The organism is Actinomadura macrotermitis (assembly GCF_009604375.1).
GTDB classification, from domain to species: Bacteria; Actinomycetota; Actinomycetes; order Streptosporangiales; family Streptosporangiaceae; genus Spirillospora; species Spirillospora macrotermitis.
The window spans coordinates 1,666,212-1,688,376 of sequence record NZ_WEGH01000001.1; the positions used below are offsets into that span (position 1 = coordinate 1,666,212).

Sequence of the window (22,165 nt, forward strand, 5' to 3'; positions counted from 1 at the left end):
CTCATTGGCCGCGTTAGGCCATTCCCGTCACCGGCTTCAGCCGAGGATTTTGCGCAGCGCCTGTGCCACCCGCTCCTGCTGTTCCTCGCTGAGCTGCGGGAACATCGGGAGGGAAAGGATTTCAGCGGCGGCGCTCTCGGATGTCGGAAAATCCCCGCGCGCATATCCGAGCGACCGGAACGCGGGGGTCAGGTGCACCGGAACCGGGTAGTGGACGCCGCAGCCGACGCCGAGTTCGCCGAGCGCCTCGGCGACGCGGTCGCGGTCCGGGACGCGCACGACGTACAGGTGCCACACGTGCCGGTTGCCCGGCGCCTCCTTCGGCAGGACGAGCCCGGGGATGCCGGCGAGCAGGTCGGCGTACCGGGCGGCGGCGGCGCAGCGCAGGTCGTTCCAGGCGTGCAGCCGGCGCAGCTTGGCGCGCAGCACGACGGCCTGGAGGGTGTCGAGCCGGGAGTTGAAGCCGAGCGTCTCGTGGACGTACTTGACCTCGCTGCCGTGGTTGGCCAGCAGCCGGACGGCGCGGGCGTGCCCGGCCGAGCCGGTGACGACGGCGCCCGCGTCGCCGTAGGCGCCGAGGTTCTTGCCGGGGTAGAAGCTGGTCGCGGCGAGGTCGCCGTAAATGCTCTGCCCGTCCCGGGCGGCGCCCTGCGACTGCGCGGCGTCCTCGACGACCGGCACGTCCACCTCGGGGCGCGGCGCCATCTGCCCGTACAGGTGCACCGGGACGACGGCGGCGGTGGCCGGTCCGACGGCCGCGCGCGCGGCGCCGGGGTCCATGAGCAGGTGCTCGGGGTCGACGTCGACCAGGACGGGCGTCGCGCCGGTGCGGGCGACGGCCTCGGCGGTGGCGACGAAGGTGTTGGCGGGCAGCACGACCTCGCGGCCCGGCCCGGCGCCGGCCGCGCGCAGCGCGAACTCCACGGCGTCGGTGCCGTTGCCGAGGCCGACGCAGTGCGCGGCGCCCGCGAACGCGGCGTACTCGCGCTCGAACTCGGCGACGTCGGGCCCCTGCACGAACGCGGTCGCGGCGAGGACGCGGTCGAACCCGGCGCGCACCTCGGCCGCCACCTCGGCGTGCGCGGCGGCCAGGTCGACGAACGGGACGCGGGTCATGAGGGGTCTCCTTGGGTGCGCAGGCGGTGTGCGGGGCTGCCGATCCAGACCTCGCGGGGCGGCACGTCGTGCAGCACGACGGCGCCCATCCCGACCAGGGCGCCGGCGCCGACGGTGCGGCCCTCGCGGACGAGCGCGCCCGCGCCGACGTAGGCGCCGGGCCCGACGCGCACGTTGCCGCTCAGCCGGGCGCCGGAGGCGATGGTGGTGTAGTCGTGCACGACGTCGTCGTGGGTGAGCGTCACGTGCGGCATCACGCTGACGTGCGCGCCGACGGTGACCGACGCCGTCAGCACCACCCCGGCGAGCAGCACGGTGCCCGGCCCGAGGGTGGAGTTCCGCGACACCCACGCGGTCGGGTGCACGAGCGTGGCGTACCGGTCGGCGGGCAGGCCGAGCCGGTTCACGATGCGCTCGCGGCTGCCGTAGTCGCGGGTGTTGCCGGTGCACACCACGACGGCGGCGCCGGGGCGGCGGGCGATGTTCTCGGCGGGGTCGCCGAGCACCGGCACCCCGTCGACGAGCTCGCCGACGCGGGTGGAGTCGTCCTCCAGGAAGCCGGCCAGCCTCCACTCGGGCAGCCCGGCGACCATCTGGGCGGTCTCGCGGCCGAAGCCTCCCCCGCCGACGATCAGCAGTTCACGCATCCGCGCCCTCCAGAGCCGGTGTTCCAAGAGCACGCAGGCCGTGCAGCGTGCCGCGCATCCGCAGGAACAGCGCGGCCACCGCGGCGAGCGCGACGGTCCCCGCGACGCACAGCGCGGCGAAGTCGACCGAGATCATCCGGTGCGCGCCGAACGCGGCGGCGCCGACCAGCGCGGCGATCAGCACCGGCGGCCCGACCCGGGCCGCGAACGCGCCCGCGCCGATCCCGGCGCGGTGCAGCTCCCACAGGTAGCACGGCAGCACGACGAGCGCGGCGACGAGCACATGCGCGACGCCGACGCCGGCCAGCCCGTCCAGCCGGGCCCCGGCGATCAGCGCCGGGACGAGCGCGACCAGCCACCCGAGCTGCACGGTGAACACCGCGCGGGACCGGCCGAGCACCACGAAGTAGTCGTAGACCAGCTCGAACAGGATGCGGAACCCGCCGAGGACGGCCAGCCAGAACAGCGCGGTCGACGCGGGCGCCCAGTCGGCCCCGTAGACGAACCGGACGAGCGGCTGCGCGGCGCCGCTCAGCAGCAGGCAGACCGGCAGGGTGATCCCGGCGAGCAGCCCGGCCAGCGACAGGAACGCGCCGCGCATCGCGGGCGGGTCGTGCTGGAGCCGCGCGAACGCGGCGGGCGCGACGCTGCGCACCGGCTGGGAGAACATGCCGACCGGCCAGTTCGACAGGTTGAACGCGAGCACGAAGAAGCCGAGCGCGGTCGGGCCGAGCACGTCGCCGACGATGAGCTGGTCGACGTTGGCGACCGCGAAGACGACGAGGCTGGACCCGGCGAGGGGCGTCCCGAACTTCAGCAGCGCGCGCGCCTTGGCCGGGTCGAACCCGAACCGCAGCGGCTGCGGGGAGAAGGCGACGAACAGCGCGCCGGTGGCGACCGAGCCCGCGAGCCGCCCGACGGCGAGGCTCATCGCGCCCATGCCGGTGAGCGCGAGGCCGATCGACAGGAGCGTGCCGCCCCAGCTGCCGACCTGGTCGGCGATCATCTTGTGGCCCTGCCGGAACTCGCGCTGCATCAGCGCGTGCGGGACGGCGGTGACGCCGTCGACGAGCACGCTCAGCGTCAGCAGCCGCACCACCGGCGTCGCCGCGGGCGCGCCCATCGCGGCGGTGAACGCCGGCGCGGCCAGGTAGCAGCCGAGGTAGACCAGCGCGCTCGACACCGCCGAGATCGTCGCGACGGTCGGCGCGATCGCGCGCGGGTCGCCGGGCCAGCGCACGATCGCCAGGCTGACGCCGAGCTCGTTGAAGCTGAGCACCGCCAGCAGCGCGACGAGCGCGACCGCGAACACCCCGAACTCGTGCGGCCCGAGCAGCCGGGCGAGCGCGATCCCGATGGCCAGGGTGCCGAGCCGCCCGACGACGGTGTTGAGGAAGCTCCACCCGAGCGCCCGGGAGGCCTTGGCGTACAGGCTCGCCATCAGGTCTTCCCCGGTGCCACGGCGTTGAAGTCGTCGCGGGCGGCGGTGCCGCGCAGCCGCTGGTAGCGGCGGCCGACCTTGTAGGCGACGACGCCGCCGGTGCTGCTCAGCGCGTCGCGGCGGGCCCGCCCCCCGGCGGCGGCGAGCGCCTTGCGGTAGATCTCCTCCTGCTCGCGGGCGGCGCGCTCCAGGCTGAACCGGTCGGTGACCAGGCGCCGCCCGTAGGTGCCGAGCTCGGCGCGGCGGCCGGGGTCGGCGGCCAGCTCGCGCAGGATCGCCTCCAGCGCCTCGGCGCCGGTGCCGCCGAGGCCGTACCAGCCCTGGCGCAGGAACGTGTCGACCGAGCCGGGGGTGAGCAGCTCGAAGAAGCCGTCCTCGCCCTGCACGATCAGCGGCTTGGCGAACGCCAGGGCGCGCAGCGCCGAGCCGCCCATGCCGAGCGCGATGGACGCGGCGGCGTAGGCGGGGCGCGGGTCGTCCAGCTGCCCGGTCAGCACGACGCGGCCGCCGGCCTTGGCGGCGCGCTCCTCGACCTGCGCGCGGGCCGGGCCGTCGCCGACGATGACGAGCCGGAGCGGCAGCTCGGCCGACAGCCGCCCGACCACGTCGATCGCGGTCAGCACGCCCTCCAGCTTGAGCTGCGGCACCAGGCGGCACACCACCACGACGTCGAGCACGTCGTCGTCCAGCCCGTACTCGGCGCGGAACTCCTGCGCGGGATGGTCGGGCGCGTTGGCCCGCACGTCCACCGGCGGCTCGATGAGGTGGACGGCGCCGGTGCGCTGCCCGCGCCGCTCCAGCACCGAGCGGCGGATGTCCTCGGTGCCGACGACGAGCGGCAGCGACGGCGGCAGGAACGGCGCCACCGCCATCGACATCACCGTGCAGACCGCCGCGACGTCGGAACGGCCGCGCGCGGCGTGGAAGGACTCCAGGCCGGGCGGCCACTCGTAGCCGTGCACGACGTCGATCCCGCGCTCGGCGATCAGGCCGCGCAGCAGCCGGACCGTCGCCGGCGACGGGCGGCGCCGGCCCGGGTCGAGCCCGACGTGCTCCATCCCGGCGGCGGTGACGCGCGCGACGAGCGGCCCCGGCTCGCTGACGACGAGCACCTCGTGGCCGAGGTCGCGGACGGCGCCGGCGATCTCGACCGCGTTGAGCTGACTGCCGCCGAGCTCCATCGCGTGCGGGTAGACCAGGATCCTCATGCGGACGCCGTGATGACCTTGACGACCGTGTCCTGCTCGGCCTCGGTCAGCTCGTGGAACAGCGGCAGGATCAGCGACCGGTCGGTGAACCAGTCGGTCACCGGCAGGTCGGCGACGGTCCCGGCGTAGGCGGGCTCGCGGTGCGCGGCCATGATGCCGCGCCGCGCGGACACGCCCGCGTCGAACAGCCGCTGCAGCAGCTCGTCGCGGCCGACCGGGAACCCGTCGGGCAGGACGATCCAGAACGACTGGTAGTTGGTCTCCCCGTATCCGGGGTCGCGGGCGGTACGGAACCCCGGCAGCAGCTCCTGGTAGCGGGCGGCCAGCTCGCGGCGGCGCGCGACGACGCCGGGCAGGCGGCCGAGCTGCACCAGCCCGATCGCCGCCTGCAGGTCGGTCATCCGGTAGTTGTAGCCGGTCTCCAGGTACTCCTCGATGATCACCTTGCCGGCGGCGTGCCGGTCGGCGGCGCTCACGCTCATGCCGTGCTCGCGCAGCCGCCGCGCCCGCACCGCCCAGTCCTCGCGGGCGGTGGTGAGCATGCCGCCCTCGCCGGTGGTGAGCAGCTTGCGCGGGTGGAACGACCAGGCGGCGACCTCGGCGCCCGCGCCGACCGGGCGGCCCTTGTAGACGGCGCCGGCGGCGCACGCGGCGTCCTCCACGACGGTGATCCCGCGCGGGTCGCACACCGCGCGCACGCCGTCCAGGTCGACCGGGACGCCGCCCTGGTCGACGGCGACGACGGCCTTGGTGCGCTCGGTGAGCACGCTCTCGACGGTCGTGCCGGTGATGTTCGCGGTGGCCGGGTCGATGTCGGCGAACACCGGTGTCGCGCCGACGTACCGGACGGCGTTGGCGGTGGCGATGAACGACAGCGACGGCACCACGACCTCGTCGCCCGGCCCGGCGCCGGCGAGCAGCAGCGCCAGGTGCAGCGCGGTGGTGCACGAGCTGGTCGCGACCCCGTGCCCGGACTCCGTCGCGGCGGCGAAGGCGGCCTCGAACTCGGCGACCCGCGGCCCCTGCGCCACCCAGCCGGAGCGCACGACCGCCGCGACGGCCTCGGCCTCCTCGTCGCCGAGCACGGGCCTGATGACTGGAATCACTGGGCTACTCCAAGGATGTCGATGAGGGAGCGGGCGCGCCGTTCCCAGGCGTGCCGTTCGGCGAACCGGCGCCGCCGGTCCTGCAGTCCGGGGGTGCGGGGCGTCGCCAGCTCCTCCTCCGCCGCCTTGACGAACGCCTCGGCGTCCGCGGCGGACCGGATCAGCGCCGCCCCTTCGGGGTCCTCGCGCAGCCACGCGGTCGCGGGCAGGCCGGTGGCGACGACGCCGCGCCCGGCGGCGAGGTACTCCAGCGTCTTGAGCGGGAAGCTGGCCCGGTTGAACCCGTCCGGCGCGTACGGGGTGAGCCCGACGTCCAGGACGCGCAGGTAGGACGGCAGCTCCGCGAACGCCTTGTGCCCGACCCAGTGCACGTCGGGGCGGCCGGTCAGCCTGGCGAACCGGTCCGGGTCGCAGGTGTCCTGGTGCTTGCCGACCAGGACGAGGGGGTGCCCGGCGTCGGCGACGCCGTCCAGCATGTCCAGGTCGATGCGGCCGTTGATGTTGCCGACGAACCCGGCCACCGGGCGGTCGAAGCGCGGCAGGTCGGCGGGCCACGGCGCGGCGTCCAGGTCCGCGAACGCCGCCGGCGCGCAGCCGTTCGGGACGAACGCGGCGTCCCGGCCGAGCCCGGCGAACCGGTCGCGCAGCACCGGCGACACCACCGCGACCGCGTCCGCGCGGGCCAGGTGGTCGGCCTCGGCCGCCTCCAGCCGCCTGCGCGGCAGCCCGAGCAGCTCCGCGCCCGCCACCAGGTCGTCGGTGGCGTAGTAGAGCGTGCGGGCGCCGGGCGCGGTGCCGAGCAGGTCGCCCGGCACCGTGACGATCACCCCGGTGATCGCCTGGCCGAGCTCCGCCGCCGCGCGCCGCACCCGCCGCCGCATGAGCGCCCACGTCAGGTGGTGCATGCCGGGACGCTCGGCGCCGGGCAGCACCCGCGGCGACAGCCGCCACAGGTTCGCGTGCACCGCCCGCAGCTCCGGCTCGCGCCGGGTGTCGGCGACCTCGGGGTGCAGCAGCCGGGTCAGCGCCGACGACGGCGGGTCGACGAACAGCACCGGCGCGAGGGCGCTCAGCGCGTCGGTGACGTGCCGGTCGGTCCCCGCCCGGCCGTCGTAACGGGTCCCGGCGAAGTAGACGATCACCGTTCCGCGCGCCACCAGGAGACGAGCCGGCGCAGCCCCTCGTCCAGCCCGACCTCGGGCTTCCAGCCGAGCCGGTCGGCGGCGGCGGAGATGTCGGCGAGCCGCCGCGTCACGCCGTTGACGGCGCGCGCCGGGCCGAACTCCAGGCCGAGGTCGGCGGGGGCGTCCATCGCGCGCAGCAGCGCCTCGGCGAGCTCGCGCAGGCTCGTCTCGGCGCGGTTGCCGATGTTGAAGACCTCGTCGGTCGCGTCGGCCTCGGCGGCGAGCAGGTTGGCGCGCGCGATGTCCTCGGTGTAGACGAAGTCCATCGTCTGCAGCCCGTCGCCGAGGATCAGCGGGGCCTTGCCGTCGGTGATGCGCTCCATCCACCGGATCAGCACCTCGGTGTACAGGCCGTGGATGTCCATCCGGGGCCCGTACACGTTGAAGTACCGCAGCGCGACGTAGTCCAGGCCGCGCATCGCGTGGAAGCTGCGCAGCATGCCCTCGTTGAAGGTCTTGGCGGCGCCGTAGAAGGTGTCGTTGTCGTAGGGGTGCTGGGTCTCGGGCGTCGGGAACTCGGTGGCCAGCCCGTACACCGACGCCGACGACGCCGCGACGACCTTGCGCACGCCCGCGTCGGCGGCGGCCTCGATCACCTCGTAGGTGCCGTCGACCAGCACCTCCAGCGCCAGCCGCGGCTCCTCGGCGCACTGGGTGATGCGGATGGCGGCCTGGTGGAAGACGGTGTCGACGCCCTCGGTCAGCCGGCGCACCACCGCGCGGTCGCGGATGTCGCCCTCGACGAGGCGGACCCGGCCCGACTCCAGCGCCCGTGCCAGGTTGGCGCGGCGGCCCCGCACCAGGTTGTCCAGCACGACGACCTCGGCGGCGCCCGCCTCGACCAGCTGGTCCACGATCGTGGACCCGATGGTCCCGGCGCCGCCGGTCACCAGGTGCCTGTTGCCTCGGATCACTGCTCTCCCCCGATCTCGATACGCGCGCCGCCGGCGGCGACGCTGCGGCCCGCGGCCTCCAGCAGCCGGACGACCCGCAGGCCCGCCCGCCCGTCGGTGAGGGCCGGGCGGCCCTCGGCGATGGCCGCGGCGAACTCCGTCATGACCCCGCGCAGCGCCTCGTGCTCGGGCAGCGCGGGCACCTGCACGTCGCCGACCCGGTAGGAGATCAGCGCGGCGCGCCGCTCCTCGGGGCCGAGCGAGGCGGCCGGGGTGAGGTCCACGCCCCGGTCGTACACCGCGACCCGCTGCTGCGGGTTCAGGTCGTCCCACACGATGGTGCGGCGGGACCCGCCGAGCACCGTGGTGCGGATCTTGGTGGGGCTGAGCCAGTTCACGTGCACGTGCGCCATCGACCCGCTGGACAGCCAGATCGTCAGGTACGCCACGCAGGCGTGGCCCGCGTTGATCGGGTCGCTGCCGTGCGCGGCGACCGCGACCGGCCGCACGTCCTCGGGCAGCACGAAGTCCAGGATGGACAGGTCGTGCGGCGCCAGGTCCCACAGCACGTCCACGTCGGGCTGGACGAGGCCGAGGTTGATGCGGACCGAGTCGACGAACTGCACGTCGCCGATCTCGCCGCCGCGCACCAGCTCGCGGATCTTGCGGACGGCCGGGGTGTAGCAGTAGGTGTGGTCGCACATCAGCACGACCCCGGCGGCGTCGGCCAGCTCCACCAGCTTGGCGCTCTCGTCGCCCGACGGGGTGAGCGGCTTCTCCACCAGCACGTGCTTGCCGGCCTCGATCGCGGCCCGCACCAGGTCGAAGTGCGTCCCGGCGGGCGTCGCGATCGCCACGGCCCGCACCGCCGGGTCGGCCAGGACCTGCTCGTACGACCCGGTCGCGCGCACCGTGGTGTAGGGGCCGAGGACGCCGCGCGCCCGCTCCTCGTCCAGGTCGCACAGCCACTCCAGCCGCAGCTGCGGGGTGGCCTGGGCGGTCCGGACGAGGTTGGGACCCCAGTATCCGGCGCCTACTACGGCGAGGCCGATCGGCTCCATGTGCTCCCTCACGGTGTTGGCGGTCACGGGGTCGTGAACATGACGTCGACCCAGTAGTTCGTGGTGCCGCCGGTGGACGGGAAGCCGCCGGCGCCGTAGCGGTAGACGCCGTTCGGTCCGTCCACGCCGCTCTTCAGCGCGTGCAGCGGCGGGTTGTCGGCCCCGGCGGACCCGAAGCCGCCGGTGGTGGCCGAGTAGTGGCCGTTCGGGGCGGTGTAGGCCACCGTGTAGGTGAGCCCCGCCGTGACGTCCACCGGCGTGGAGAAGGTCGCCTGCTGCCAGCCGGCCGCGGACTCGCCGCCGAAGGCGACCTGCGCGAGCAGGTTCCCGTCGGCGTCGTAGAGCTTGCCGACGTGGGTGCCGGTGTTCTGCGAGCCCTTGTAGAAGCGGACGCCGGTGATCTTGCCGTCGCTGTCGGCGCGGAACTTGGTGCCGACCTCGATGGCCGCGGCGTCGGAGGCGTTCGGCGTCGCCGGGACGGCCTCGTTGCTCCAGATCGTCGACGTGCCCGCCGGGATCTGCGCGGCGGTGGCGAACGACCAGGTGTAGGGGTTCGCCAGGGTGTTGCCCGCGGTGTCCTTCACGCCCTGCACCTTGGCGGTGTAGGGGGTGTTCCAGTCGAGCGCGCCGGAGGGGTCGAACGTCGCCGTCCTCGTCGCCGCGTCGTAGGACACCGTGCCGGGGACGGTCACGCCGCCGGGCCCGGTCAGGGTGAAGTCGATCGTGCCCGCCTGCACGGCCTCGTTGAAGACGACCTTCGGCTTGGCCGCGCGCGGCACGCTCGTGGTGCCCTGCTCGGGTGCGGCGTCGTCGACCACCGGCGGGGTGTCGTCGCCCGGGTCGGCCGTGGTGAAGACCGGGTCGACCCAGTAGTTCGCGCCGTTGTAGGTCTGGTTCGGGTAGACGGTCGCCGAGCCGTACCGGTAGACGCCGTTGCCGCCGGTGACCGACTTGGCCGGGGCGTGCAGCGGCGCGTTGTCGAGGGCGCCGTTGAAGTAGTTGCCGTCGGCGGCGTACCGGCCGTTCGGGGCGTGGTACGAGGCGACGTACTGCGTCCCGGCGGTGAGCTGGACGGGCGCGGAGAACTTCAGCGTCTGCCAGCCGCTCGCGGACTCGTTCGTGAACGTGCCGGTCGCCAGGCGCGTCTGGTCGCTCGCCCGCCACAGACTGCCGGTGTGGCCACCGGTGTTGCCGGCGCCCTTGTAGAACCGCACGCCCGTCACCCAGCCGGCGGTGTCGGCGGTGAACTTGACGCCGAGCTCCACCGACGCGGTGTCGGTGTTGGTGGGGTTGGTGGGTGTGGCGTCACTCGGCCACAGCGTGCACGGGCAGGCGCCCGCGGTGGTGAACGAGGTGGTCGTGGTGGTCGCCATCGTGTTGCCGGCGTTGTCCTTGGCGCCCGACACCCGCACGGTCAGCTTGGTCGCGGCGGGCAGCGGGCCGGACGGGGTGAACCGCAGCACGCGGCGGCTCGCGTCGAGCGACGCGGTCCCGGCGATCGCGGTCGTGCCGTTCTTGACGGTGACGACGGCGGAGCCGGGCTGGACGGCCTCGTTGAAGGTGGCCGTCACCGTCGTGTCGACCGGCACGCTGGTGGCGTCGTCGGACGGGCCCACCCCGACGACGCTCGGCGGCATCACGTCCGGCGGGAGGGTGAACACCACGTCCACCCAGTAGTTCGTCGCGCCCCAGCTCTGGTCGGGGAAGCCGCGCGGGCCGTACTTGTAGATGCCGTTGCCCGCGGTGCCGGTGTTGGCGAGCGCGTGCAGCGGCGGGTTGTCCACGGCGCTCGCCAAGCCGTTGGCCGTCGAGGAGTACCAGCCCTTGGTCGTGTGGTACGAGGCGACGTAGGTGGTGTTCGCCGTCACCTGGACGGGCGTGGAGAAGACGACCTCCTGCCAGCCCATCGCCGACTCGTTCTGGAACGTCGCGGTCGCGATCTGGCCGCGGTCGGCCGACCAGAGCGTGCCGACGTGCGGGCCGTCGTTGTTGCGGCCCTTGTAGAAGCGGATGCCCTTGATGAACCCGGTGGTGTCGGGGGTGAACCGGACGCCGAGCTCGATCTCCTTCGGGTCGTTGACGCCCTCGACCGCCGGGGCGGTGTCGTCGGTCCACAAGCTGCACGGGCAGACGCCCGGCGCGGGGGCCGCCTTGGCGGTGCGGAAGGAGTAGGAGTAGGACGCCATGGTGTTGCCCGCGTCGTCCTTGGCGCCGGCGACGGTCACCGTGAGGTCGGCGTCGTTCGGCAGCGCGGCCGACGGGGTGAAGGTCAGCACGGTCCGGCCGGAGTCGAGCGCGGCGGTGCCCGCGATCGCCGTGGTGCCGTTCTTGACGGTGACGACGGGCGTGCCCGCCTGCACCGGCTCGCTGAACGTCACGGCCGGCTTGGTACCGGTCTTGTTGCTGGACGAGCCGGTCAGCGGCGTCGCGTCCAGGACGATCGGCGCGACCGTGTCCGGCGGCTTGACCGTCGAGAACAGCACGTCCACGTAGTAGTTGCCGCCGCCGTAGGTCGCGTTCGGCACGCCCGAGCTGCCCGCCCGGTACACGCCGTTGCCGCCGCTGATGCCCGCGTCGGGCGCGGAGAGCGGGCCGTTGGTCAGCCCCGATTTGGCGAAGTAGCCGGGATCGGCGGCGTAGTGCCCGTTCGGGGCGAAGTAGGAGATCGTGTAGGTGGTGCCGGGCTGGATCTGCACGGCGGTGCCGAACGTGGCCTGCTGCCAGCCGGTCGCGGTCTCGTTCTGGAACGTCGTCGTGGCGAGCTTGGTGCCGTTGGAGTCCCACAGGTTGCCGGTGTGGGTGCCGGTGTTGCCGGTGCCCTTGTAGAACCGCACGCCCGTCACCCAGCCGCCGGTGTTCGTGGTGAACTTCAGCCCGGCCTCGATCGGGGTGGTGTCGCTGTCGGCGGGCTTGGCCGGGACGGTCGAGTCGCCGAACAGCCGGCACGGGCAGTTGACGTTGACCGAGACGCCGGTGCCGGGCGTCTCGATGTTGCCGCTGTCGTCGACCGCGCGGGACTTGATCGCGACCGGGCCGCTGCCCGCCGCGTCCCAGCTGTAGCTCCACGAGCCGCGCCCGGTCGCCGGGTGCCAGGTGGTGCCGCCGTCGGTGGACACCTCCACGCCCGCGACCTGCCCGCCGGAGTCGGTGGCGGTGCCGGTGACCGTGGTCTTGCCGCCGTTGCCGAGGTTGGTGCCGCCGGCCGGCGAGGTGATGGTGGAGACGGGCTTGACGGTGTCGGTGGTCTTGGCGGCGGCGGCCAGGTCGCTCTGCCGGGTGGCGGGCTGCACGCCCATGTCGGCGAACAGGTTGACGGTCGCCTGCCGCATCGCCGCGTCCGCCGAGGTCGGCGCGTCACCGTTGGCGTCGTGCTCGGGGTCCAGGCCCCACGACCATTGGACCGTGCCCGCGCCGAACACCAGCGCGCCGCTCGGCGCCTTGTACATCGTCAGGTGGTGGGTGGCGGTGCCGGGCGCCACGTTCGGGCCGTAGCCGACGAGCTTCTCCTGCACGTTCGCCGTCGTGGTGGACAGCTGGAACAGCCCGGCGGGGCGGGCGCCGTTGTCCAGGTCCTCGTCCCACTCGTAGCCGACGGTCTGGTCGGCCAGCGTCGCGGTCGCGCCGGGCAGCTGGGACGCCACGCTCGTGCCGCGCCACAGCCGCATCTTGCCGTCCGCCGCCGGGACCTTCAGCGCGACGCCGCAGCAGTTCACCGTGAAGATCGTGCCGGTGAGGCCGTTCTCGGGACGGCCGCCTTCGGGCGGGTCCATGAACCGCGGGTCGCGCCAGGTGCCGGTCCAGGCCGGCGTCGGGTCGGTCTTGGCGCCCGCCGTCGTCTCCTTGTAGGTGACGAGCGTGCGGTACGGGGTGCCCGACCCGTCGATCGCGTTCTCCCAGCGGGTCTTCCAGTAGACCTCGTTGCCGCTGAAGAACGCCAGGTTCACGCCCGCGTCCCGGGCGGCCTCGACGTTCTCGCGCTCGTTCTTGCTCCAGTACTCGTCGTGCCCGACCGACAGGAACGTCTTGTGGTTCTTCAGCAGGGCGCCGTTGCCGTCGGCGTCCATGCTGGCCAGGTAGCTGACGTCGTACCCGTTGCCCTCCAGGAAGCGGATCATCGGGTACTCGTTGGCGAACACGAAGTCGCGGCCCCACGGGCTGGTGTCGCGGGTGGTGAACGGCCGGTTGTAGCTGACCTTGACCGCGCGGCCCGAGGCGACGGCGCTGTCCCCGTGGTACAGGCTGTTGCCGCCCCACTGGTTGTAGGCCTGCCAGGTGGAGTCGGAGGTCTTGAACACCATGTCGGAGTGGCTCGCGTCGTTGCGGACGACGAACACGATGTGGTTGTCGTCGTTGACGCCGTCGGTGCGGGTGAGGTGCGCGAAGTAGACGCCCGACACCGCGTCGGACGGGATCGCCCAGCTCGCCGACACCGCCCAGTTGCCGCAGTCGACCAGGCCGGTGGTGTTGTCGGACATGCAGTTCGGCTGGGTCTGCGGCAGGGGCGCCTCGGGGACCAGCGACTTGACCTTCCGGGCGCCGCTTCCGCCGTAGTAGCCCATCCGGTAGATGTCGATGGAGTACTGGCTCGCCGGAGTATTGATCTTGAACTGCACGGTGGTGCCGACGTTCACGCTGAACCTCGTGGTGAAGCCCTCGATCGTCTGGCCACCGCCGGAGATCTTGTCCCACTCCGACTTCGGCGCGCCCGGCTTGCTGTTCTCGCAGGCCACCGGGTTGCCGCCGACGTCGCACGGCCCCGCCGCGCGCGCCTTCGGCGCGAACACCCCGGCCAGGCCGGCCAGCAACAACGTCAGCACGACCAGCAGTCGCGTCACGGCCGTTCTCGCGGTCGTTCCTGCACTTGCCCCCGCGCCCGTCCGCATACGCGACATGGCACCCACCCCCGAGCCCGCGCACAGGCGGGCCGTCTTCGCACAATAAAAAAGGGAGCCGGACCACTCATCACCCTGTGGTCGAACAGTCAGACCCTAGAGGTGAGGCGGGTCGCAGGTAAATGTTTGGCCAAGTATGGACTGCGAGGAGAAAGTGCCAGGTCGCTGTCAACGGGGCGGGGGTGTCAGGCGTCCGTCCCGCTCGGTGTAGACCTCGCCTGTCCTGGGACAACGCCACTTTCCGCCGCCCTCGTCGGCCAGCGGCTCCCCCGCCCGGCCGACCCAGCCGATCCGGCGGGCGGGACTGCCGACGACGAGCGCGTGGTCCGGGACGTCCTTGGTGACGCTCGCGCCCGCGCCGACCAGCGCCCAGCGGCCGATGGTGCGGCCCGCGACGACGACGGCGCGCGCGCCGATCGAGGCGCCCTCGCGGACGGTGACGCCGAGCGCCTCCCAGTCGTCGGTGCGCTTCAGCCTCCCGTCGACGTCCACCGAACGCGGGTACAGGTCGTTGGTCAGCACGACGGCGGGGCCGATGAACACCCCGTCCTCCAGCACCGCCGGCTCGTACACCAGCGCGTGGTTCTGCAGCTTGACGTTGTCGCCGATGCGCACGCCCGGCCCGACGTAGGCGCCGCGCCCCACGATGCAGCCGCGCCCGAGGACGGCGTCCTCGCGCACCTGCGCCAGATGCCAGACCGTGGTGCCCTCGCCGAGGACCGCGCGCGGGTCCACGTCCGCGCTCGGCTCGACCCTTGCCTGCGTCATGTCATCTCCTGTCGCCGATGATCGGTCATACTCCCCCATGTGCTGAGCATCGTGATCCCCGCGCACAACGAGGAGCGCGTCATCGGGCGGCTGCTGGACGGCCTGCTGGACGGCGCCGAGCCCGGCGAGTTCGACATCGTCGTCGTCCCGAACGGCTGCACCGACCGGACCGCGCAGGTCGCGGCGCGCCACCCGGTCCGGCTGGTCGAGGCGCCCGAGGCGTCCAAGGCGATCGCGCTGCGCACCGGCGACGAGGCGGCGCGCGGCCACCCGCGCTTCTACGTGGACGCCGACGTGGAGCTGCGCGCCGCCGACGTGCGCGCGCTCGCCGCCGCGCTCGCCGAGCCCGGCGTGCTGGCCGTCGCGCCCGGCCGCCGGCTGGAGACCGCCGGGCGGCCCTGGCGCGTCCGCGCCTACTACCGGGTCTGGTCGCGGCTGCCGGAGGTGCGGCGCGGCCTGTTCGGGCGCGGCGTGATCGGCGTCGGCGCAGCGGGGCACGAGCGGCTGCGCGCGCTCCCCCAGGTGATCGCCGACGACCTGGCCGCGTCCCAGGCGTTCGCCCCCGGCGAGCGGCGGATCGTGACGTCCGCGCAGGTCACCGTGCATCCGCCGCGCACCTGGGAGGACCTGCTGAAGCGGCGGGTGCGCGCGGTCGTGGGGACCGGGCAGCTGGCGGACGCGGCCGACTCGGCCCGCACCGGGCTGCGCGACCTGGCCGTCATGGGCCTGCGCGACCCGCGGCTCGTGCCGTCGCTGGCGGTGTTCGTGGCCGTCGCGCTGATCTCGCGGCGGCGCGCCCGGACGGCCGATACCGGCCAGTGGCTCCGCGACGACAGCAGCCGCTCCTAGCTACCAACCACTGCGCCACTCCTTGCGGGCCTGCCACAGGCCGCGCCAGGCGTCGCCCTCGGTCGTCGGGCGGCCCTGGCGCGCGCTCTTCACACGCACGAAGCGGCTGAGCAGCGCGCGGTTGAACACGCCGAGGAGCAGCAGACCGACGCCGAGCGTGCGCGTCCCGCGCGGGAAGTGGCGGCGGACCAGGGTGGCCTTGCCGGTGAACAGCAGCACCTGCTTGCGGACGCTGCTGGAGGACGCGCCGCCCTCGTGCCGGAACGCCGCGTCCGCCGTGACGACCGACCGGAAACCCTCCGCCGCCGCGCGCAGGCACAGGTCGGCGTCCTCGCCGTACATGAAGAAGGCGGTGTCGAAGCCCTCGGTGCGCTCCCACGCCTCCCGCGTCACCAGCATGAACGCGCCGGTCACGATGGGGACGGCCCGCACGCCGTCCCAGCGGGCCGGCGACTCGGGATCGAAGTGGCGGCTGCCGGGGAACGCCGTGCTGAGCAGCAGCGCGAAGCAGAGCAGCGACCAGGGCGTGGGGCGCCCCCACCAGGAGCGCGGGTCGTCGGTGCCGTCCTCCCGGACGCACCGGCCGCCGACGATCCCGACACCGTCCCGCACCTGCGCCAGCAGCGCGTCGATGCTGCCGGGCAGCGGCTGCGCGTCGGGATTGAGGAACAGCAGCCACTTCCCCCGGGCCTCCGCGGCGCCGGTCTGGCAGCCGAACGCGAACCCGCCGTTGCAGCCGCTCTCGATCACCCGCGCGTCCGGGGCGGCCTTGCGGGCCAGTTCGGCGGTGTCGTCGCCGGAGTCGTTGTCCACCACGATCAGCTCTAACGGCACCTTCGGCGCGGCGGCCCGCAGCGCCGCCGCGCACCCCTCGATATGGACCGCGTTCCGGTAGGTGACCACCACGACCGAAACCCCGTCCTCGGTCATGGGCTCCCGCTCACCGATGAATTCCACGCCCCGCCCCTCCGCCGTCCCCGCTCAGAGTGCGCCATCATTCCTCCATATCGGTCCGCGCCGCCACCGGCCCGGACGAGCTCGACCAAGGGGGAGCCTGTGTTCGGTCCGATCGTCCATGCCCTCGGGGCGCGCCCCAACTTCGTCAAGGCGGCGCCGGTGATCGGCGCGCTGGCGGGGGTGGAGCAGGCGGTGGTGCACACCGGCCAGCACTACGACGAGCGGATGTCGGAGATCTTCTTCCGCGAGCTCGGGCTGCCCGAGCCCGACGTCAACCTCGGCGTCGGGTCCGGCTCGCACGCGGCGCAGACCGCCGCCCTCATGCCCCGGCTGGAGCAGGAGTTCCTGGCCCGCTCGCCCGGCCTGATCGTCGTGTACGGCGACGTGAACTCCACCATCGCCGCCGCGCTCGTCGCCGCCAAGCTGCACATCCCGGTCGCGCACGTCGAGGCGGGCCTGCGCTCGTTCGACATGACGATGCCCGAGGAGGTCAACCGGCGCCTCACCGACCAGCTGTCGGACCTGTGCTTCGTGACCAGCCCCGAAGCGGTCGGCCACCTGGCCCGCGAGGGCGTGCCCGTCGACCGGGTGCACTTCGTCGGCAACCCGATGATCGACACGCTGCTGCGCAACCTGGACCGGTTCGACACCGCCGCCGTCCGCGCCGCCTACGACCTGCCGGAGCGGTACGTGCTGGCGACCATGCACCGCCCGGCCAACGTCGACGACCCCGACGTCGCGGGCGTCCTCGTCCGGCGGCTGCACGAGGTCGCCGACCTGACCGACCTGGTGATCCCGCTGCACCCGCGCGGGCGCGAGGTGCTGCTGGCCGCCGGGCTCGCCGACCACCCGCGCGTCCGCCCGCTGGAGCCGCTCGGATACCTGGAGTTCATCGCGGCCGTCCGGGGCGCGGCGGCGACCGTCACCGACTCGGGCGGCCTCCAGGAGGAGACGACGATCCTCGGCGTCCCCTGCCTGACCGTCCGCCCGAACACCGAGCGGCCCATCACCATCACCCACGGCACCAACCGGCTCGTCACCTTCGACGAGCTCGTCCCGGCCGCCCGCAAGGCGCTGCAGGCCGACCCGTCCTCCCACCGCACCCCGCCGCTGTGGGACGGCCAGGCCGGCCCCCGCATCGCCCAGGTCATCAAGGAATGGATGCCGTGACCTGGCGGAACCGGCGCCGCGCCGCGGCCGCCTTCGCCGCGGCCGCGGCGCTCCTCTTCCTGACGGGCCTCTTCCGGACCGCCTCACTGGAGCGCGAGTACCACACCTGCACCCAGTGGCGTTACGGCGTGCCCGACGGCCGCTTCCCGGACCTGATCGACATGGACCGCAGGCTGTTCCCGCCCCAGGCGACCTGCCGCTGGAAGGACGGCCACACCCTGAACCGCGTCCCCTGGCCCATCGGTGCCGGCCTGCCCTTGCTCCTCGCGGCCTCGGCCATCACCGCCGCATCCGCCCGCCACTCCAAACGAAAGACCCCTGCGGCCTAGAACGGGCCCATCCCGTATCACGCGGCGCCCAGACGAACGCCTGGACACCGCACAAACCTGCAAAGCGCTGAGACGCTGTCAGAAGCGACAACCACTCACATGCAGGTGAGCACCCACCAACCAACAGCTGATCACGCACAGGCGACCGCCAAGCACTCATATGCAGAGGAGCACGCAAGTGCTGGCAGACGCCCACTAACCAGTGGCCACTCACGCGCAGGTGGCTGCCCCAACCGGGGACGCTCACACGCCAGTGGCGACTAAGCGTTGGCGGCGGGGGCGGTCAGGGCGGCGCTCAGCATGGCGGTCAGCTCGGCCCTGAACTCCTCGTGACCGAGCAGCGGCGCGGCCTGGCCCGTGGTGACTTGGACGGCGCGGTCGGCGAGGGCGGCGGTGAGGAAGGCGATCATCATCGCGATCCGCTCCAACGCGACCGGCTCGGGCAGGGAGCCGAGCAGGTTCTTCTCCAGCAGTTCCAGCTGGCGGGCGATCGCGGTGCCCGCGATCAGCTCGGGCACGGTGTGGCCGCGCACGCCGGAGCGGCCGGCCACCTGCGCCACGATCCGCAGGAAGTGCCGGCCCTCCTCGGTGCGCAGCTCGTCGGCGATCGGGCCGACGACGGCCGCGACGAGGGCGTGCGGGTCGGCGCCGTCCAGGGTCTCCAGCGCCGCCTGCCGGGCGGGCTCCATCCGGGCCACGCCCGCGCCGAGGATCGCCGCCAGCAGGCCGCGCCGCGAGCCGAAGTGGTAGGTGATCGCCGAGTCGTTGCCCTGGCCGGCCAGCGCGACGATGTCGCGGGTGCGGGCGGCGTCGATGCCCTGCTCGGCGAACAGCCGGGCGCCCGCCCGCAGCAGGCTCGCGCGGGTGGTCCTTGCGTCTCTCGGCACGCCGGTGATATTAACAGTGTTCGTTACTAACGGGCTGTGTTAATAACGGAGGTCGTCATCTACGATCCGTTCGCCCCCGAGTTCCAGGCCGACCCGTACCCCGTCTACCGACACCTGCGCGACGAGGAGCCCGTCCACCACCATCAGAGCGACCCGCCGTTCTGGGTGCTCTCCCGCTTCGCCGACATCTGGGACGCCGTCCGCGACACCGCGACGTTCTCCTCCGCGCAGGGCCTCACCTTCTACCCCGACGAGATCGGCGCCCTCGGCCTCGCGCCCACCATCGTCATGCTCGACCCGCCCCGCCACACCGAGCTGCGCCGCCTGATCAGCCACGGCTTCACGCCCCGCCGGATCGCCGCACTGGAGGAGCTGCTGCGCGCGTTCGTCCGCGATCGGCTGGCCGACATGGCGTGCCGCGCCGCGGACGGCGAGACCGTCGACCTGCACCGCGACCTCTCCTCCCCGCTGCCGACCTTCGCCCTCGCGCACCTGCTCGGCGTGCCCGCCGCCGACCGGGCGCGGTTCGACCCGTGGGTGGCGGCCCTCACCACCCTGCAGGACGACGGCTTCGACGCGAAGGCGCTGACGGCGGGCTCCGCCGCCGAGGCCGTCGCGGAGATGTTCGGCTACTTCGGCGACCTGATCACCGCGCGCCGCGCCGACCCGGGCGACGACCTGGTCAGCGCCCTCGCCGCCGTCGAGCACCTCACCGACTGGGACGTCCTCGGCTTCTGCTTCGTGATGGTCGCGGGCGGCAACGACACCACGGGCAACCTGATCTCGCACGGCGTCATGCTGCTGGACGCGCACCACGACCAGCGCGAGAGGCTCGCCGCCGAGCCGTCCCTCATCCCGAACGCGCTGCTGGAGTTCCTGCGGCTGGAGGGCTCGGTGCAGTCCCTCGGCCGCACCACGACGCGCCCGGTGGTCCTGCACGGCGTGGAGATCCCCGAGGGTACGAAGGTGATGATGCTCTACGGGTCGGGCAACCGCGACGAACGCGAGTTCGGGCCGTCCGCGGACCGCCTGGACATCACCCGCCGGATCCCCCGCCACCTCGGCTTCGCGACCGGTCCGCACTTCTGCATCGGCTCCCACCTGGCCAAGCTCCAGGCCCGCGTCGCGTTCGAGGAACTCCTGCGGGCATATCCGCACATCGGCGTCGACCTGTCCCGCGCCGAGCGGATCGCCTCCCCCTTCACCCGGGGCTGGCGGTCTCTTCCCGCAACCGGTCTATGACCCGCCGCAGGACGGGCCGGTCGCTCGCAGAAGCGCGGCCGACCAGCTCGTCCGCGAAGCGCCCGACGGAATCCGGAGGGTGCTCGATGAGAAGCTCAGGCCCGATGAGCTCCGCGACGGTCTCGTAGTCGTCGCCGTGGTCGGTGAGGGTCCACCCGGGCCAGATCGCGGGCAGCCGGCGGGGATCCAGCCCGCAGTCGATCGACCACCAGTCGGCCCGCCGGGCCGGCGCGTCCATGTAGAGCCCGCTCCAGGGGACCTCGATCATGTTCGCCGAGGGCATGGCCCTGTCCTGCGGCACGAGCAGCGCTTCGGGCCCGGCCAGCAGGTAGGGGCCCAGATCGCCCTCCCAGCCTCCCGTGAAGGACAGCCGGCCCGCCGCGTCCCGTATGGCGAGCAGATCGGCGGAGCTCTCGGGCAGGTCGACCTCCAGCATGGGCTCGAAGCCCCACTGATCTGTCAGCTCGGACGGCTCGTCCAGGTACATGACGGTGCTGTAGGGCAGCCCCAGGTAGTCCATCACCTCGTACAGGCCGCGCGTCGCCCAGGTGACCTGCCAGCGCGGCCACATCTCGCGGAGGATCCGCAGCCAGAACCGCAACTCCGGGATGGAGCCGAGCGGCTCGCATTCGATGAACAGCTGCGAATACACGAGCAGGTGCCGCTTGCGCAGATCGACCAGCACCGCGCCCTGCCACCAGACGGAGTTCATCCAGTGGTCGGGAGTGCCGCCGTCCTGCCGTTCGATGAACCCGACCGTGCGCTCCGGCCCCCACAGCACGTCGTGCTGGATCGAGTGGGCGCCCCTGTGCCCCGACCAAACGCGATATCCATTCGCATCCACGATGACGTAGTGGGCATGCCCGCCGCTCATCCCCTCACCGTAGACCGCGCGGCGCCTGGGAGCCGGCGCAGTGCGACGGCCCCGAGCGCGGCGTGCAGCACGGCGGCCACCGCGGCGACGGCGTGCAGGCCGGTGACGAAGGCCGCCTTCGCGCCGTGGGCCGCCGCGGGGGCGAGGCCGGGCAGCCGGAGGGTCTCCTCGAGCGTCAGGGCGAGGCCCGGGCCCCGCAGCCGGAAGACCAGCGCGACGAGCGAGCCGAGGAGCGCGATGCCGAGGGCGTTGCCGATCTCGTTGCTGGTCTCGGCGATCGCGCCCGCCGATCCCGCCCGTTCCGCGGGGACGGCCGCGACCGCGGTGTCGGCGACCACGCTGAAGGAGATGCCGTAGCCGACGCCCGCGACCACCGTCGAGGCGACGTACCAGCCGACCCCGCCCGTGGCCGTGGTGGGGAGCAGCAGCGCCAGGCCGGCCGCGACGCAGAAGTGGCAGGCGACGAGCGCGGCCCGCTTGCCGACGCGGTCGACGAGCGCCGGCGTGACCACGCACGTCACCGTGAGGACGGCCGCGCCGGGCAGGGCCAGCAGCGCCGTGCGCAGCACGGGCAGGCCGAGGACCGACTGGAGGTGGACGCCGGTCAGGTACGCCGCCGCCGACCACGCCGCCAGGGGCAGCAGCCCGGTGATGATCGCGATGGCGAAGACGGGGTCGCGGAACAGCGAGAAGTCGATCAGCGGGTCGTCCAGGCGCCGCTGGCGGCGGGCGAACCACGCCAGCAGCGCGACGCCGAGGACCATCGCCCCGATCGGCGCGACCGCCGCCCCCTCCGCGGCCACGTGCTTCAGGCCGTAGATCGTGAGCAGGAGCCCCGCGGCGGAGAGCGCGACGCTGAGCGCGTCGACGCGTCCCGGCCGGGTCGCGCGCACCTCGCGCAGCAGGAACGGCGCGGCCGCCAGGAACACGGCGACGACCGGAAGAGCGACCAGGAAGACCGAACCCCACCCGAACCGCTCCAGCAGGACACCGCCGACGACCGGGCCGGCCGCGAACCCCGCGGCGAACGCGGCGGCGAAAATGCCGATGGCCTGCGCCCGGCGCCGCGGGTCGGGGAACAGCCCGCTCAGCACGGCCAGCGCCGAGGGCAGCAGGGTCGCGCCGGCCACGCCCATGAGCGCCCGGAACGCGATGAGCAGCTCCGCGCTCGGCGCGAACGCCGCCCCGGCGGACCCGGCCCCGAACACGGCAGCGCCGATCATCAGCAGCCTCAGCCGGCCGTAGCGGTCACCGACGGCACCGAAGGCGATCAGCAGGGAGCCGACGGCGAAGCCGTAGCCGTCCAGGATCCACAGCGCCTGGTCCGCGGTCGGGGTGAGGGCCTGGTTGATCCGGGGCATCGCCAGGAACAGGATCGACCCGTCCATGGAGACCAGGAGCACCGGGCCGAGGATCACCACGAGCCCGAGCCACGAGCGCAGGCCGGGCGGGTCGTACACGTGCTGTCGGTTCATGGCGCCGACGCTCGGGCACCCCGCGCCCGGCGGCCATCCCCCTGCCGTGGGTACACCTGGCAGGTA

General features: G+C 73.4%; 18 protein-coding genes. 4 read left to right on the forward strand and 14 right to left on the reverse strand.

Features of this window, described 5'->3' with window-relative positions:
* Positions 1-36 precede the first annotated feature (36 nt).
* The 10 genes from ACRB68_RS07525 to ACRB68_RS07570 all read right to left on the reverse strand — a co-directional run bounded on the left by ACRB68_RS07525 (position 37) and on the right by ACRB68_RS07570 (position 14,316).
* Positions 37-1,116, reverse strand: coding sequence for a DegT/DnrJ/EryC1/StrS family aminotransferase (locus ACRB68_RS07525; RefSeq protein WP_153531395.1), 1,080 nt, complete (start codon positions 1,114-1,116; stop codon positions 37-39).
* Positions 1,113-1,763, reverse strand: a complete 651-nt coding sequence (locus tag ACRB68_RS07530; protein WP_153531396.1) for an acetyltransferase — start codon at positions 1,761-1,763, stop codon at positions 1,113-1,115. The genes ACRB68_RS07525 and ACRB68_RS07530 overlap by 4 nt, the downstream gene beginning before the upstream one ends.
* The gene (locus ACRB68_RS07535) at positions 1,756-3,204 is read right to left on the reverse strand and encodes a lipopolysaccharide biosynthesis protein (RefSeq protein WP_153531397.1); all 1,449 of its coding nucleotides are present in this window, start codon (positions 3,202-3,204) and stop codon (positions 1,756-1,758) included. The genes ACRB68_RS07530 and ACRB68_RS07535 overlap by 8 nt, the downstream gene beginning before the upstream one ends.
* On the reverse strand, positions 3,204-4,412 hold the full coding sequence (locus ACRB68_RS07540; RefSeq protein ID WP_153531398.1) for a glycosyltransferase family 4 protein: 1,209 nt from the start codon (positions 4,410-4,412) through the stop codon (positions 3,204-3,206). The genes ACRB68_RS07535 and ACRB68_RS07540 overlap by 1 nt, the downstream gene beginning before the upstream one ends.
* On the reverse strand, positions 4,409-5,518 hold the full coding sequence (locus tag ACRB68_RS07545) for a DegT/DnrJ/EryC1/StrS family aminotransferase (RefSeq protein ID WP_207709591.1): 1,110 nt from the start codon (positions 5,516-5,518) through the stop codon (positions 4,409-4,411). Before ACRB68_RS07545 ends, ACRB68_RS07540 begins: the two co-directional genes overlap by 4 nt.
* On the reverse strand, positions 5,515-6,675 hold the full coding sequence (locus ACRB68_RS42390) for a glycosyltransferase (RefSeq protein WP_153531399.1): 1,161 nt from the start codon (positions 6,673-6,675) through the stop codon (positions 5,515-5,517). The genes ACRB68_RS07545 and ACRB68_RS42390 overlap by 4 nt, the downstream gene beginning before the upstream one ends.
* Positions 6,657-7,616 (reverse strand): SDR family NAD(P)-dependent oxidoreductase, encoded by a 960-nt coding sequence (locus ACRB68_RS07555; RefSeq protein WP_207709592.1) that lies wholly within the window; start codon positions 7,614-7,616, stop codon positions 6,657-6,659. The genes ACRB68_RS42390 and ACRB68_RS07555 overlap by 19 nt, the downstream gene beginning before the upstream one ends.
* Entirely contained in the window at positions 7,613-8,656 is a 1,044-nt protein-coding gene (locus tag ACRB68_RS07560) for a Gfo/Idh/MocA family protein (protein ID WP_153532406.1), read from the reverse strand. Before ACRB68_RS07560 ends, ACRB68_RS07555 begins: the two co-directional genes overlap by 4 nt.
* A 23-nt stretch (positions 8,657-8,679) precedes the next feature.
* Complete coding sequence (locus tag ACRB68_RS07565; protein WP_153531400.1) at positions 8,680-13,491, reverse strand: DUF4082 domain-containing protein; 4,812 nt, start codon at positions 13,489-13,491, stop codon at positions 8,680-8,682.
* Positions 13,492-13,716: 225 nt separating this feature from the next.
* Positions 13,717-14,316, reverse strand: coding sequence for an acyltransferase (locus ACRB68_RS07570; protein WP_153531401.1), 600 nt, complete (start codon positions 14,314-14,316; stop codon positions 13,717-13,719).
* 39 nt (positions 14,317-14,355) lie between these two features.
* On the opposite strand from ACRB68_RS07570, the gene ACRB68_RS07575 reads away from it, so the two are divergent.
* On the forward strand, positions 14,356-15,165 hold the full coding sequence (locus ACRB68_RS07575; protein WP_207709593.1) for a glycosyltransferase family 2 protein: 810 nt from the start codon (positions 14,356-14,358) through the stop codon (positions 15,163-15,165).
* Here ACRB68_RS07575 and ACRB68_RS07580 read toward each other — a convergent pair whose 3' ends face one another.
* Positions 15,166-16,122: a glycosyltransferase family 2 protein gene (locus ACRB68_RS07580; RefSeq protein ID WP_328593882.1), complete on the reverse strand. Its 957-nt coding sequence runs from the start codon at positions 16,120-16,122 to the stop codon at positions 15,166-15,168.
* Positions 16,123-16,221: 99 nt separating this feature from the next.
* Here ACRB68_RS07580 and wecB point away from each other — a divergent pair, with 99 nt between their 5' ends.
* The gene (gene wecB, locus ACRB68_RS07585) at positions 16,222-17,292 is read left to right on the forward strand and encodes a non-hydrolyzing UDP-N-acetylglucosamine 2-epimerase (protein WP_328593883.1); all 1,071 of its coding nucleotides are present in this window, start codon (positions 16,222-16,224) and stop codon (positions 17,290-17,292) included.
* Positions 17,289-17,621, forward strand: a complete 333-nt coding sequence (locus ACRB68_RS07590; protein ID WP_153531404.1) for a hypothetical protein — start codon at positions 17,289-17,291, stop codon at positions 17,619-17,621. The genes wecB and ACRB68_RS07590 overlap by 4 nt, the downstream gene beginning before the upstream one ends.
* Before the next feature lie 260 nt (positions 17,622-17,881).
* Here the strand turns inward: ACRB68_RS07590 and ACRB68_RS07595 are convergent, their stop codons facing one another.
* Positions 17,882-18,508 carry a TetR/AcrR family transcriptional regulator gene (locus ACRB68_RS07595; protein ID WP_207709594.1) on the reverse strand — a complete coding sequence of 209 codons (627 nt, stop codon included), beginning with the start codon at positions 18,506-18,508 and terminating at the stop codon, positions 17,882-17,884.
* 36 nt (positions 18,509-18,544) lie between these two features.
* On the opposite strand from ACRB68_RS07595, the gene ACRB68_RS07600 reads away from it, so the two are divergent.
* Positions 18,545-19,750: a cytochrome P450 gene (locus tag ACRB68_RS07600; protein ID WP_328593884.1), complete on the forward strand. Its 1,206-nt coding sequence runs from the start codon at positions 18,545-18,547 to the stop codon at positions 19,748-19,750.
* On the opposite strand, the gene ACRB68_RS07605 is transcribed toward ACRB68_RS07600, so the two are convergent.
* Positions 19,710-20,624 carry a hypothetical protein gene (locus ACRB68_RS07605; RefSeq protein WP_153531405.1) on the reverse strand — a complete coding sequence of 305 codons (915 nt, stop codon included), beginning with the start codon at positions 20,622-20,624 and terminating at the stop codon, positions 19,710-19,712. The two genes, ACRB68_RS07600 and ACRB68_RS07605, sit on opposite strands and share 41 nt — an antisense overlap.
* Positions 20,621-22,099 (reverse strand): MFS transporter, encoded by a 1,479-nt coding sequence (locus ACRB68_RS07610; RefSeq protein WP_153531406.1) that lies wholly within the window; start codon positions 22,097-22,099, stop codon positions 20,621-20,623. Before ACRB68_RS07610 ends, ACRB68_RS07605 begins: the two co-directional genes overlap by 4 nt.
* Positions 22,100-22,165 lie beyond the last annotated feature (66 nt).

What these genes read in the sequence shown, in the direction of transcription:
- ACRB68_RS07525 (WP_153531395.1), bottom strand. Translation starts at nt 1,116, where the DNA reads ATGACCCGCGTCCCGTTCGTCGACCTGGCCGCCGCGCACGCCGAGGTG.
- ACRB68_RS07530 (WP_153531396.1), bottom strand. Translation starts at nt 1,763, where the DNA reads ATGCGTGAACTGCTGATCGTCGGCGGGGGAGGCTTCGGCCGCGAGACC.
- ACRB68_RS07535 (WP_153531397.1), bottom strand. Translation starts at nt 3,204, where the DNA reads ATGGCGAGCCTGTACGCCAAGGCCTCCCGGGCGCTCGGGTGGAGCTTC.
- ACRB68_RS07540 (WP_153531398.1), bottom strand. Translation starts at nt 4,412, where the DNA reads ATGAGGATCCTGGTCTACCCGCACGCGATGGAGCTCGGCGGCAGTCAG.
- ACRB68_RS07560 (WP_153532406.1), bottom strand. Translation starts at nt 8,656, where the DNA reads ATGGAGCCGATCGGCCTCGCCGTAGTAGGCGCCGGATACTGGGGTCCC.
- ACRB68_RS07570 (WP_153531401.1), bottom strand. Translation starts at nt 14,316, where the DNA reads ATGACGCAGGCAAGGGTCGAGCCGAGCGCGGACGTGGACCCGCGCGCG.
- ACRB68_RS07605 (WP_153531405.1), bottom strand. Translation starts at nt 20,624, where the DNA reads ATGAGCGGCGGGCATGCCCACTACGTCATCGTGGATGCGAATGGATAT.
- ACRB68_RS07610 (WP_153531406.1), bottom strand. Translation starts at nt 22,099, where the DNA reads ATGAACCGACAGCACGTGTACGACCCGCCCGGCCTGCGCTCGTGGCTC.